Annotated in this window: 11 protein-coding genes and 3 tRNA genes; 11 read left to right on the forward strand and 3 right to left on the reverse strand. The window is 29.9% G+C overall.

Annotation, left to right across the window (positions count from 1 at the left end; genetic code table 11):
* Positions 1-27 precede the first annotated feature (27 nt).
* Positions 28-1,218 carry a serine protease HtrA gene (htrA, locus tag HMPREF1654_RS07995; protein WP_003075586.1) on the reverse strand — a complete coding sequence of 397 codons (1,191 nt, stop codon included), beginning with the start codon at positions 1,216-1,218 and terminating at the stop codon, positions 28-30.
* A gap of 203 nt (positions 1,219-1,421) precedes the next feature.
* On the opposite strand from htrA, the gene rlmH reads away from it, so the two are divergent.
* The 7 genes from rlmH (at position 1,422) to HMPREF1654_RS08030 (ending at position 4,651) form a co-directional block, all read left to right on the forward strand.
* The gene (rlmH, locus tag HMPREF1654_RS08000; RefSeq protein WP_003075603.1) at positions 1,422-1,901 is read left to right on the forward strand and encodes a 23S rRNA (pseudouridine(1915)-N(3))-methyltransferase RlmH; all 480 of its coding nucleotides are present in this window, start codon (positions 1,422-1,424) and stop codon (positions 1,899-1,901) included.
* Positions 1,902-1,943: 42 nt separating this feature from the next.
* A tRNA-Arg gene (locus HMPREF1654_RS08005) sits at positions 1,944-2,017 on the forward strand.
* A gap of 160 nt (positions 2,018-2,177) precedes the next feature.
* Complete coding sequence (locus HMPREF1654_RS09870; RefSeq protein WP_003075491.1) at positions 2,178-2,324, forward strand: bacteriocin; 147 nt, start codon at positions 2,178-2,180, stop codon at positions 2,322-2,324.
* Between the two features lie 16 nt (positions 2,325-2,340).
* Positions 2,341-3,666, forward strand: coding sequence for a GHKL domain-containing protein (locus tag HMPREF1654_RS08015; protein WP_014829844.1), 1,326 nt, complete (start codon positions 2,341-2,343; stop codon positions 3,664-3,666).
* Positions 3,666-4,415: a competence system response regulator transcription factor ComE gene (comE, locus tag HMPREF1654_RS08020; RefSeq protein ID WP_003075577.1), complete on the forward strand. Its 750-nt coding sequence runs from the start codon at positions 3,666-3,668 to the stop codon at positions 4,413-4,415. The genes HMPREF1654_RS08015 and comE overlap by 1 nt, the downstream gene beginning before the upstream one ends.
* Positions 4,416-4,500: 85 nt before the next feature.
* Positions 4,501-4,572, forward strand: a tRNA-Glu gene (locus tag HMPREF1654_RS08025).
* A gap of 5 nt (positions 4,573-4,577) precedes the next feature.
* Positions 4,578-4,651, forward strand: a tRNA-Asn gene (locus HMPREF1654_RS08030).
* An 87-nt stretch (positions 4,652-4,738) separates the two neighbouring features.
* Here HMPREF1654_RS08030 and HMPREF1654_RS08035 read toward each other — a convergent pair.
* Together HMPREF1654_RS08035 and HMPREF1654_RS08040 are read right to left on the reverse strand one after the other, a co-directional pair.
* The gene (locus tag HMPREF1654_RS08035) at positions 4,739-7,315 is read right to left on the reverse strand and encodes a YfhO family protein (RefSeq protein ID WP_003077344.1); all 2,577 of its coding nucleotides are present in this window, start codon (positions 7,313-7,315) and stop codon (positions 4,739-4,741) included.
* Positions 7,316-7,388: 73 nt separating this feature from the next.
* Entirely contained in the window at positions 7,389-9,011 is a 1,623-nt protein-coding gene (locus HMPREF1654_RS08040) for an ATP-binding cassette domain-containing protein (protein WP_003077196.1), read from the reverse strand.
* Between the two features lie 154 nt (positions 9,012-9,165).
* On the opposite strand from HMPREF1654_RS08040, the gene HMPREF1654_RS08045 reads away from it, so the two are divergent.
* The 4 genes from HMPREF1654_RS08045 to trpS all read left to right on the forward strand — a co-directional run bounded on the left by HMPREF1654_RS08045 (position 9,166) and on the right by trpS (position 12,527).
* Positions 9,166-9,705: an NAD(P)H-dependent oxidoreductase gene (locus HMPREF1654_RS08045; protein ID WP_003077208.1), complete on the forward strand. Its 540-nt coding sequence runs from the start codon at positions 9,166-9,168 to the stop codon at positions 9,703-9,705.
* A gap of 12 nt (positions 9,706-9,717) precedes the next feature.
* Complete coding sequence (locus tag HMPREF1654_RS08050; RefSeq protein WP_003077384.1) at positions 9,718-10,407, forward strand: triose-phosphate isomerase; 690 nt, start codon at positions 9,718-9,720, stop codon at positions 10,405-10,407.
* 17 nt (positions 10,408-10,424) lie between these two features.
* Positions 10,425-11,420 carry a UDP-glucose 4-epimerase GalE gene (gene galE / locus HMPREF1654_RS08055; RefSeq protein ID WP_003077140.1) on the forward strand — a complete coding sequence of 332 codons (996 nt, stop codon included), beginning with the start codon at positions 10,425-10,427 and terminating at the stop codon, positions 11,418-11,420.
* 81 nt (positions 11,421-11,501) lie between these two features.
* On the forward strand, positions 11,502-12,527 hold the full coding sequence (trpS, locus tag HMPREF1654_RS08060; protein WP_003075477.1) for a tryptophan--tRNA ligase: 1,026 nt from the start codon (positions 11,502-11,504) through the stop codon (positions 12,525-12,527).
* Positions 12,528-12,555: the final 28 nt, after the last annotated feature.

Consider the following 12,555-nt stretch of genomic DNA (forward strand, 5'->3'; position numbering starts at 1 on the left):
ATTCTGTAAAGGTGTGTTATTAAAATATCAATTATTTGAATTTAAATCTTTTGTAGATTTTGTAAGTTTAATGGTGGTGGTTGTTTCTTTTCCATTACGATAAAATGTAATTTTTATATCATCACCAATTGAATGTTTGTATAAAGCAGATTGTAAATCATTTGCTGAGGAAATGTCTTTTCCATCTATCTTTGTAATAACATCATATTTTTGAAGTTTTCCTGCTGCAGGCATTCCAGACTGAGCTGAACGAACAACAACTCCTGCAGTCACTTTTGCTGGAAGTTTCAAACGTGATAAATCAGAACTAGATAGATTACTAATATCAATCATTTGAATTCCTAAAGCTGGTCGCGTAACTGCTCCGTTTGATTCCAATTGGCTGATGATGTTGGTGACATCATTAGATGGAATAGCAAAACCTAATCCCTCTACAGATGTTCCACGATTACTAGCAATTTTACTTGAAGTAATACCAATAACTTGCCCTTGGATATTTACAAGTGGACCACCAGAATTCCCAGGATTAATCGCTGTATCTGTTTGAATAGCCTGAGTAGAGATAGTTTGACCATCTTCAGATTTTAAAGACACATTACGATTTAAGCTAGAAATAATTCCTTGAGTAACAGTATTTGCATAATTTGATCCAAGTGGGCTACCAATAGCAATAGCAGTTTCTCCAACAGTTAATTTACTAGAATCACCAAATTCAGCAACTGACTTGACTTTGCTCGCACTAATACGGACGACAGAAATATCTGAGTAAGTATCTGAGCCTACGATTTCTCCTGGAACTTTGTTACCATCCGCTAAACGAATATCCACTTTACTAGCACCATTAATAACATGAGTATTAGTTACAAGATAGGCATACTTACTGTCTTTTTTATAAATAACCCCTGAACCTTCGCTTGCTACTCTTTGTGAGTTATTATTGTTACTATTAAAGTCATCATTTCCAAAAATGCTATTTTGAGATTTATTATTAGCATAGGTAATAACAGAAACAACAGCATCCTTTACTTTATTGACAGCCTGTGTTGTAGAATTGGTATTTTTATAAGATGTAGTAACATGGTTAACCTTAGTAGTAGTTGTGTTGTTTTTATTTAATTTTGAAGAAGTTACATTTCCTAATAAACCACCAATAAAACCTATAGCTAAGACCATGAAAAGCCATAAGAATTTTTGTGTGAAATTTGAAGAGTTTTTCATATTTTCCTCCTAGTTATTTCAATTACTGAAAGTATAAATAATTTATCTTAATTATAACTTAAATATTAAGTTTTTCCACAAATTGTGGAAAACTTTTAAAAACTGTGAGTTTCTTAGTGATTTATAAGGTTTTTGAAAGAATATTTAATTTGTTATTATGTGAATAAGATGTGAAATAATTGTGGATATGGTAAAATAAAAATATGAAAATAAAACTTGTAACTGTTGGAAAACTAAAAGAAAAATACCTTAAAGATGGAATTTCAGAGTATACTAAACGGCTGAACCGCTTTACTAAGTTTGATATAATTGAACTTCCAGATGAAAAAACACCAGATAAAGCAAGCCACTTAGAAAATCAACAAATTCTTGATAAAGAAGGAGCTCGTATTTTATCAAAACTAGCTGATAAAGAATTTGTGATTGTTTTAGCTATTGAAGGTCAACAATTTCCATCAGAAAAATTTAGTAAGATATTAAGTGATATAACTATTCGTGGAATCTCAGATATTACTTTTGTAATTGGAGGAAGCCTTGGTTTATCTACTGCTGTTAAAAAAAGAGCTAATTTATTAATGAGTTTTGGAAAATTGACTCTTCCTCATCAATTAATGCGATTGGTTTTAGTAGAACAAATTTATCGAGCGTTTATGATTCAACAAGGAAGTCCTTATCACAAGTAATCTTGACGTTATAGGCTTTTTTTGTTAAAATGATAGAGCATTGGTCTCATAGCTCAGCTGGATAGAGCATTCGCCTTCTAAGCGAACGGTCGCAGGTTCGAATCCTGCTGGGATCATATAAGTTTTAGGCACGAAAGAGGCGTGCCTTTTTCTTATCTGTGCAAAAAGTCTTTTGAGATGTAAAAATGTATCGTTTAGAAATTTTTTTAATTTAGTTATCAAGATTTTGTATAATTTTCTTGTAAGGTTTCTTACAAAAAATATTAAGGAGAAATTATGAAAAAGTTGTTTGCTAAAAAAGAGGTAGTAAAAAAGGAAGTTGTGAAATTTAAAGAGTTAAATGATGAACAGTTAGATAAAGTTATTGGTGGGGATAGTCGAATCAGAATGGGATTTGATTTTTCTAAACTTTTTGGTAAATAAATGTTCAGGAGTAAGTATGGTGAAAATAGAATTTATATATTGGGTTATATTCTCCATTATAGAAGCTATTTCTGTTGTATATTGTTATAAGAAGATAAGTAGAGTGAATAAAGTGAATATTCACTTTACTTTATTATGTTTAGGAATTGTATTTTTGACTGATTTTACTACAATAATACATTATTCGGTTAGATATATAATGTTTTTTATTCAACCATTATTTTTTTATTTATACTTTGTTAAAGTAAAAAAAGTTAAAAAACATTCGTCTTTATTTTTAGCACTATTTTTATCTTTAGCTGTATCAGGTTCTGAAACCTTCTTTTCAGTTATTATTTCTTCTGTTACAGGTGATAAGTTTGTTGATAGATATTGGGGATTGTTCTATATTTTTATTAATATTATTTCTTTAGTTTTCATTTTAAAAGCAATTGATTATTTTAAGTTTAATTTTAAATATTTTAAAAAGATAGATTTTAAAGAAAATATTGTACAATTAAATTTTTATCTATTATTTATTCATCTTTTATTAAATATATCGCATTGGCTTAGTAACATGAAAAATTTAAATAGTTTTTCTAGTATGATTGCTACAATTTGCTTTTTAATGTTTATGTCAATTTTGTTCTACTTACAATCTATTCGCGAAAAATATGAAAAAGAAGAACAAATTAAGCAAAAAGAACAGGAGCAACTGCAATTACAAAAATATACAGATGAAATTGTTAATCTGTATAATGAAATTCGAGGTTTTCGTCATGATTATGGTGGGATGTTGGCAAGTTTTCAATCAGCTATTCATACAGGTGATATAAAAGAAGTGGAGCGAATCTATCAGGAGGTTCTCGTAAATGCTAATTTACAGCTTCGTTCTGATAAATATACGTATTTTGATTTAAATAATGTTGGAGATTCAGCACTTAGAAGTGTTATGACGCAAACATTGTTTAAGGCACGAGATTACAATATAGAATTAATATTTGAAGTAAAAGATTTTGTTAAACCTTTGCCAATTAAATTGTTAGATTTGGTTAGAATGACAAGTGTCCTTTTAAATAATGCAATAGAGGGAGCGGCAGAAAGTTATCAAAAAACGCTGAATGTTTCTTTAGTAGATCTGGATACAGAAACGATCTTAGTTATTCAAAATTCACGTAAGAAAAGACCTCTAGATTTGGAAGAAATTTACCAAACTGATTTTTCAACAAAGGGTGTGGGACGCGGTTTAGGTTTAAGTAATATTAAAGAAATTATTAATAACTATGAAGGAATTATTCTGGATACTAAAATCGAAGATGAATATTTTATACAAGCAATGAGAGTAAGGAAAGAAGGTTTATAATGAAAGTATTAGTATTAGAAGATGAAATTTCACATCAAGTAAGAATGGAAACAACTTTGGCAGAGATTGCAAAAGAAATGGGAATTTCTATCAAAGTTAAAGTAACTGGAAAAATAAGAGAATTTAAAGAATATATTGAGAATGATGAAGTAAATCAATTATACTTTTTAGATATTGATATTAAAGGGGAAGAGACAAAAGGTTTAGAAATAGCAAAATTTATACGTCATCATAATCCGTATGCTATTATTGTTTTTGTTACAACGAAATCAGAATTTGCTACTATGACTTTTAAATATAAAGTTTCTGCACTAGATTTTGTTGATAAAAATTTGAATGATGTTGCTTTTAAAAAACATATAAAAGATAATATCGAGTATACAAAAGCAACGTTGATTGAAAATAAAGATATGGTTGATTATTTTGAATATAGTTTTCGTGGTGGAGAAGTTAGAATGCCATTTAATGATATTTTATATATTGAAACGACAGGTTCTTCTCATAAATTAAGAATTGTAGGTAAAAACTTTTTTAAAGAATTTTATGGTACTATTGCAGATATTCAAGAAAAAGACAAGGAGACACAGCGTTTCTTTTCACCTCATAAATCTTATTTAGTTAATATTGGAAATATTAAGAGTTATGACAAAAAAATGAAAGAAATTATTTTTTATGAAGATCACCGTTGCCCAATTACTCGAATGAAAATTGGAAAGTTGAAAACTATTTTAGAGGAGTCAAAAGGATGAATAAAAACTAAATTTTTAAATAAAAACTATTGACAAAGTTTTCCAAACTGGTATAATAGTATATGTTCTGTGAAAGAGCATATATGGTCCGTTGGTCAAGGGGTTAAGACACCGCCTTTTCACGGCGGTAACACGGGTTCGAATCCCGTACGGACTATATTATCCGGCATAGCTCAGTTGGTAGTAGCGCATGACTGTTAATCATGATGTCGTAGGTTCGAGTCCTACTGCCGGAGCTACAAAGCATTCATAAAGGATGCTTTTTTATATTAGTAATATATAATAAAACCCAAACTGTCTTTTTGTTCAGTTTGGGTTTTTAATTATAACAATTTTTTCTTTCGTATCTTATTATAAATAATAAAGAATGAGATTCCAGATAAAAATGCTATACTACCTTCTTTTAGACCATTCGGGATAAATGTCAATTTAATTTTTCCCTCTCCTTTTTTTACATTAACCTTCATAAAGCCATTCTGCGCTCTTGAAATTTTGATTGTTTTCCCATTTTGCGTTGCAGACCAACCTTTATCATAAGGAATGGTGAAGAATAAAGAACTATTTCGTTGAGCTTGATAATATGCTGTTATTGTATTATGTTTTGTTGTTACTGATACTTTTTGTTGTTGAATCTTGTTTATTGCTTGTTGAAAACGATTTGTGTCAAGAGTATAAAATTCAGGACTATCAAACGAAACTTTTGAATTATATGGAAAAGTTACTTTTACAGTTATGGTTTGCTTTTGATTAAAGTATCCAAGATTAAAAAAAGGAAAGACATTATTAGTACCATAATGCATTTTTTGATTGTTGTTTACAGTTATGTCAACTGATTTTTGGTTGTCATTTGAGAAAGTTAAGTTTGGTAAAGTTAAATAAACTTGACTATTTGCTCGAACTTCTAAAGTATAAGTGACACTGGCAAAAGAATCATGACCATTTTTATCTACTTCTGCAACTATTCTATTTCCAACTTGTTTGACATTATGAGTCTTTAGAGAAAACAATCTATGATAGTATTTTAAATTTAATCCAGAAAGTTGATTGAGAAAATGAGTTTGATTATCTAACGTTAAATGATTAAACTTTACATCTTTGTAAATTGAATTTGTTAGAAATGCTAGTGAATTAGCATTTCTATTTTCATAGAGTGTTAAATTATCTTTAGTCTTAATAGACGAAAAACCATATTTCTGAGGATTATTTGTTGAAATATTATATTTTACTCCTAATAAGCTATCCATAATAATACTATTATTTTGATAACGTAAATTTAAATTTGTTCCAGATGATTTAAAACCAAGTTTATCAAGAATAGAACTAGCCACAGTATTACGAACAGAAGAAAATTGAGAGATACCATTATAATTGTACTTCATGCTATCATTTCCAGTTTGAATAGCCAATTTTTCAGTTCTAAAGAAATTTAAATTTTTCTTTTTACTATATTTAACAAGCGAATCAATAGATGTTAAATCTTGTTCATAAGCATTCCTACTTGCAAAGATCCATTCCTTTGCAATTCCTTCAATTTGATAAAAGCTATTTAAACTGAGTTCAAAACAAACAAATAATAAAGTAGAAACTGTAAATATTTTAGAAGGGATATATTTTTTTGTATAAGCCCAAAAAATTAAAAGATAAGCGACTAAAAATTCTAATGTTAAGATAAAATTAACAGAACCTAAAAATTTGTAATGTTTCTTAAAAATAAAAGTAGAAATAAACCCAAATCCTAAGATAGAAAAACTAACTAGAATATTTGTTAGTTTAAATTCCTTTAGGCGTTCTAAACTTTCTGCAGCTAAGAAGATAATGACAATGGAAAATGTCCAAGAATAACGATGTAGAAACATATTTGGAGCATGCATGCCTTGCCAAAATAAATCTAATGGTTGTAAATAAAAACTAGATACTAAAATCGTAATTAAAATAAAGTAAGCAAGTTTCACGTGAAACTTAATAGATTGTAATGTAAAAAATAGAACTGCTAACAATAATGGAATGAGGCCAACATATATCATTGGAATAGATCCATATTTAGTGGTGTCAAACGAACCAATAAAATTTTTAGCAAAAATATCTAAGTACCAGCTTTTTTCAGTTAGTAAAGTTGTCACCTTTGTCAATTTTTCACCATGCGTTTTTAAATCTAAAAAGGTTGGTAAAATCATAATGAGACTTGTTATTCCAGATAAGATTGATATAACTGTAAAATCTAGAAAAGATTTAATTCTAGTTTTAAAATTCCATGAAATTTGAACAAAATACCATAGAGTCAGAAAAATGACCATCATGTATCCAAAATAATAATTTTGAATAAAAAGGATTGACAAAGATGTAAAGTAAAGAATACGTTTATTTTGAACAATTAATTGGTGTAAACCAAGTAAAATTAGTGGAATAATAATAAAAATATCTAACCAAGTTTTTATTTCAAGTTGACTAACTGCAAAACTCATTAAAGAATAGGATGTTGACAGTATTAAAATATAATAAGGACAAATTTTTTTGAATATATTTTTAATGCTTATGAAACAAGTCAATCCCATCAAACCAAACTTTATCAGAGTAAATAAATATACTGCATCTGGCATATTTTTTAAATTGAAAAAGTAAACTAAAGGTGATAAAAAACTTCCAAGATAATAGCTAGATAAAGCATAAAAATTTAATCCAAGTCCACTTGTAAATGTATAAAAAATACTGTCTGTACCATGCAAAATATTTCTTAAAGTAACATCGAAAATGACATACTGATGAAAACCATCTCCCAAAAGTGGAGAAGTGTCACTTTTCCAATAAATTCCATTTATAAAATAAGTTAAAAACATGATAAAAAATGGGATAAAAAATGCAAATAGATAATAAGGTTTAAGAAGTTTTTTGATTTTTTTCATAGGTTATGATAAATAATAAAATGCTAAAAATTAAGGAACTGAATCTTTTATCAGCTCCTACTGTCGAAAAGGTTTAATCTTTCCAAAGGTTCTTGACTTTTTCTTGTACTTCTTGATTTTCTAAAAATTCATCATAGGTTTCATCAATTCGGTCAATGACACCCTTTTTAGAAAGAACAATAATATGATTAGCAAGTGTTTGGATAAATTCATGATCATGACTAGCAAAAATAATAGATTCTTTAAAATTTTTCAGACCATCATTTAGGCTAGAAATAGATTCTAAGTCTAAGTGATTAGTTGGATCATCTAATATCAAAACGTTTGATTTGAGAAGCATGAGTTTTGATAACATGACACGAACCTTTTCCCCACCTGATAAAACATTGACAGATTTGTTAACTTCATCACCAGAGAAAAGCATACGCCCTAAGAACCCTCGAAGGAAAGTATTGTCATCTTCTTCTTTACTTGCAAATTGACGGAGCCAGTCAAGAATAGATTCCCCACTAGCAAAGTCTTTGCTAGTGTCTTTTGGTAGATAAGATTGACTAGTTGTAACACCCCATTTTACAGTTCCTTCATAGTCAATATCTCCCATAATAGCTCGAATCAAAGCAGTTGTTTGAAGGTCGTTTTGTCCAATCAAGGCTGTCTTATCTCCAGGACGCAGAATGAAGCTGATATTATCAAGAATAATATCACCGTCAATCTTGACAGAAAGGTTTTCAACTGTTAAGAGGTCATTTCCAATTTCACGTTCTGCTTTGAAATTAATAAATGGGTATTTGCGGCTGGATGGGACAATTTCTTCCAATTCAATTTTGTCCAGCATTTTTTTACGAGAAGTTGCTTGCTTTGATTTGGAAGCATTAGCAGAGAAGCGAGCAACGAATTCTTGTAGTTGCTTTATTTTTTCTTCAGCTTTAGCATTTCGGTCTGCTAAGAGTTTAGCAGCTAATTCACTAGATTCTTTCCAGAAGTCATAATTACCAACATAAAGTTTGATTTTACCGAAGTCTAAATCAGCCATATGGGTACATACTTTATTAAGAAAGTGACGATCGTGAGATACAACAATAACAGTATTTTCAAAATCAATCAAAAAATCTTCTAACCAAGAGATGGATTGAATGTCAAGGCCATTTGTTGGTTCATCTAGTAATAGAACATCTGGTTTACCAAATAGAGCTTTAGCAAGGAGAACTTTTACTTTATCTCCATTTGATAATTCGTTCATATTTTGGTAGTGGAGGGTTTCAGGAATATGAAGATTTTGTAGCAATTGAGAAGCTTCGGTTTCAGCTTCCCAGCCGCCTAATTCAGCAAATTCACCTTCTAACTCAGCTGCTCGGACACCATCTTCATCAGAAAAATCAGGTTTCATATAAATGGTATCTTTTTCTTTCATAATATTATAAAGATGCTCGTTTCCCATGATAACTACGTCAATCACTCGATTTTCTTCATAGTCAAAGTGATTTTGTCGAAGGACTGAAAGACGTTCATCAGGCCCGAGTGAGATGCTTCCAGTAGTTGGTTCGATATCCCCAGCTAGGATTTTTAAAAACGTTGATTTTCCGGCACCATTAGCACCAATTAAACCATAGGTATTTCCTTTTGTAAATTTGATATTGACATCATCAAATAATTTTCGATCACTAAATCGTAGTGAGACATCTGATACTGTAAGCAATGTTTTTCTCCTAATTCTGTAATTAGTTTCATTTTACTAGAAAATTTGACTTTTTTCAAATGATTCAGGGATAAAATATTACATTTTAGAATAGAGTGAAGTATGAAAAATAAATTCATGTATAATAAATTTATAAAGTTTTTAGGAGGAAAAAATGAGAATTTTACTAATAAATGGTTATCAAAAACATGATTTCTGTAAAGGAGAATTAAATTTTAGTTTGTATAACATTATGTTGGAAAATTTACGACACAAACATGATGTTCAATTATCGTCAGTTGAGGACTACAATGTAATAGACGAAAGAAATAAATTTTTGTGGGCAGATTTGATTATTTTTCAATTTCCTATTTATTGGTTTAATGTACCAGGGAAGTTAAAATTATATATGGATAAAGTTTTTGAATATGGTCAATTTTATTCGTTTGCAGATATTTATGGTCAAGGTGGTTTGATGAAAGAGAAGGAGTATATCTTATCCACAACTTGGAATGCACCAGAAGAAGCATTTAACAATTCAACTGCATTTTTTAATGGGAAAGATGTGGATGATATTTTGATTTCATTTCATAAAACTATGGAATTTTGTGGCTTAAAGAAAAGAAAAACACTATCTTTTCATAATGTTGTAAAAAATCCTCAATTTGAACTTTACAAACAGACAGTGGAAGATTATATTTCAAAAGAATTGTAAAGGAATAATAAAGTGTTAGTTGTGTTTAATTTAAAAAATCAGATGTCTATTGAGCAACAGTTAGAATTATTAGAGAAGTTCAATAAACCAATAAGCAAGCAGCATCAATTGATTATAGCTCCTATTATACCAGATTATGATAAATATCATTTTGATATTGCAGTTCAAAATTTGTCAATGAAGGGAAAGAATGTAGGAGATTTATCACCTCAACATTTAAAACATTACAACATAAATTATGCTTTTGTAGGTCATCTAGAAAGGCAAAAATATTTAAATGAGACAGTAAGAATTATTCGTTCAAAGATTGACAATGCTTTACAGACAGAGATTACTCCTATTATTTGTGTAGGAAATAATGAAAATCCTATTTTTGAATGTGCAACATATTTAGACGGTTTAAACCTTCAAGATAATCATATTATCATAGCTTATGAAATGTTAAGTGCAACATTAAAAGGAGAAAAGGATTATTCATTTACCAAAGTCGAAGAAAATTTTCAAGATTTAAAAAACTATTTGGATAATTTAAGTGTAAAGTTTAGATTTACATATCAGTTGATTTTTGGTGGCGGTGTAAATTGTGAAGATGTTGAACAGATTTTAACTATTGGATTTGATGGTATTCTTATTGGAGATAGAATTGGTAGTTTAGTTGAAACATATCAATATTTAGTAAAAGATAGTTTTGCATTGACATAAAAATCGAGGAGAAAATAATGAAATCAATTTTAGTGACAGGAGGAGCTGGATATATTGGCTCACACACTGTCAAAGCACTTTTAGATATTGATTACGATGTGCATGTTTTAGATAATTTAGTAACAGGTTCAAGAGAGGCTGTAGATAAAAGAGCACATTTTAAACAACTTGATGTTTATGATGAAGTTGCTTTAAAAGATTATTTAGAAAATCACCCAATAGATGCTGTTTTACATTGTGCAGGTGAAATTGTTGTTAGCGAAAGTGTTGAGAATCCAAGTAAATATTTTGCTGCAAATGTGGCAGGAATGAATCATGTGTTAAAAGTATTATCAGAAGTAGGGATTGATAAAATTATATTTTCTTCTACAGCTTCAGTTTATGGTAACAATTGTATAGATAAACTCGCAAATGAAGATACATTATTAAATCCGATAAATCCTTATGCTGAGACAAAATTGATGGGAGAACGCATGATTTATTGGATGGCCAATCGCTATAATTGGAAATATGTCATTTTTCGATATTTTAATGTTGCAGGTGCTGCTATGGATGCTTCAAATGGTTTAAGAGTTAAAAATCCGACACATATTATCCCTAATATTAATAAAACAGCTCTTGGACAAAATGATAGTTTAAAAATTTTTGGAGATGATTATGAAACACGAGATGGTTCATGTGTTCGAGACTATATTCATGTTTTAGATTTAGCACAAGCACATGTAAAGGGATTTGATTATTTGTTTACAGATTCGTCAACTTCACAGATTTTCAATCTAGGAACTGAACATGGTTACACTGTCAAGGAGATATACAATACTGCAGAACAAATTTTATATCAAAAAATCCCTTATGAAATTGTAGCACGTCGTGCTGGAGACCCAGCAAGTGTATTAGCAAACGCCTCCAAAGCAAAAGAATTTCTAAATTGGCAAGCATTTTATTCTTTGAAAGATATTATTTTATCTGATTATAATTGGCGTATGAAGGCAGGAAATTCACTTGTCGACTAATTTTAAGAAGTGACAAAATAGCCCCTACACTTTTTTCTTGAAAATGGTATAATATTATCAAGAAAATTCAAGGAGAATGTGATGTCAAAACCTATTATTTTAACAGGAGATCGCCCAACAGGAAAGTTACATATTGGTCATTATGTAGGAAGTTTGCGAAATCGTGTTTTATTACAAGATAAAGGGGAATATGAATTATTTGTATTTTTAGCTGATCAACAAGCTTTGACGGATCACGCTAAGGATCCTAAGACAATTGTAGAGTCAATTGGGAATGTGGCATTAGACTATTTAGCTGTTGGCTTAGATCCTGAAAAGACAACTATTTTTATTCAAAGTCAAATCCCAGAGTTGTCAGAACTGTCAATGTATTATATGAATCTGGTATCACTAGCTCGTTTAGAACGTAACCCAACTGTCAAGTCAGAGATTGCTCAAAAAGCATTTGGTGAAAGTATTCCGACTGGTTTTTTAGTTTATCCAATTGCACAAGCAGCAGATATCACTGCTTTTAAAGCGAATTATGTTCCAGTAGGTAATGATCAAAAACCAATGATTGAACAGACTCGTGAAATTGTCCGTTCTTTTAATCATACTTATGGTTGTGATGTCTTGGTAGAACCTAAGGGACTTTATCCTCAAAATGAAGCAGCAGGGCGTTTGCCAGGGCTTGACGGCAATGCAAAAATGTCGAAATCTTTAAATAATGGTATTTATTTATCTGATGATATGGATACTCTACAAAAGAAAGTGATGAGCATGTATACAGATCCTGACCATATCAAGATTGAAGATCCTGGTAAAATTGACGGTAATATGGTTTTTCATTATTTAGATGTATTTGGTCGTCCAGAAGATATGCGAGAAATTACAATAATGAAAGAACACTATCAACAAGGTGGACTGGGAGACGTGAAAACAAAACGCTATTTATTAGAAATTTTAGAGCGTGAATTAGGTCCAATTCGTGAACGTCGTGTTGAATTTTCAAAAGATATGGGAGAAGTCTATACCATGTTACAAAAAGGTAGTGATAGAGCACGGCAAGTGGCTAGTCAAACACTTTTTGAGGTAAAGTCTGCTATGGGGATTAACTATTTTCAATAAAAATAAGCAAAACTATCACCTAACGTGA

The organism is Streptococcus intermedius SK54 = ATCC 27335, from assembly GCF_000413475.1.
GTDB lineage: Bacteria > Bacillota > Bacilli > Lactobacillales > Streptococcaceae > Streptococcus > Streptococcus intermedius.

What these genes read in the sequence shown, in the direction of transcription:
- htrA (WP_003075586.1), bottom strand. Translation starts at nt 1,218, where the DNA reads ATGAAAAACTCTTCAAATTTCACACAAAAATTCTTATGGCTTTTCATG.
- rlmH (WP_003075603.1), top strand. Translation starts at nt 1,422, where the DNA reads ATGAAAATAAAACTTGTAACTGTTGGAAAACTAAAAGAAAAATACCTT.
- HMPREF1654_RS09870 (WP_003075491.1), top strand. Translation starts at nt 2,178, where the DNA reads ATGAAAAAGTTGTTTGCTAAAAAAGAGGTAGTAAAAAAGGAAGTTGTG.
- HMPREF1654_RS08015 (WP_014829844.1), top strand. Translation starts at nt 2,341, where the DNA reads ATGGTGAAAATAGAATTTATATATTGGGTTATATTCTCCATTATAGAA.
- comE (WP_003075577.1), top strand. Translation starts at nt 3,666, where the DNA reads ATGAAAGTATTAGTATTAGAAGATGAAATTTCACATCAAGTAAGAATG.
- HMPREF1654_RS08035 (WP_003077344.1), bottom strand. Translation starts at nt 7,315, where the DNA reads ATGAAAAAAATCAAAAAACTTCTTAAACCTTATTATCTATTTGCATTT.
- HMPREF1654_RS08045 (WP_003077208.1), top strand. Translation starts at nt 9,166, where the DNA reads ATGAGAATTTTACTAATAAATGGTTATCAAAAACATGATTTCTGTAAA.
- galE (WP_003077140.1), top strand. Translation starts at nt 10,425, where the DNA reads ATGAAATCAATTTTAGTGACAGGAGGAGCTGGATATATTGGCTCACAC.
- trpS (WP_003075477.1), top strand. Translation starts at nt 11,502, where the DNA reads ATGTCAAAACCTATTATTTTAACAGGAGATCGCCCAACAGGAAAGTTA.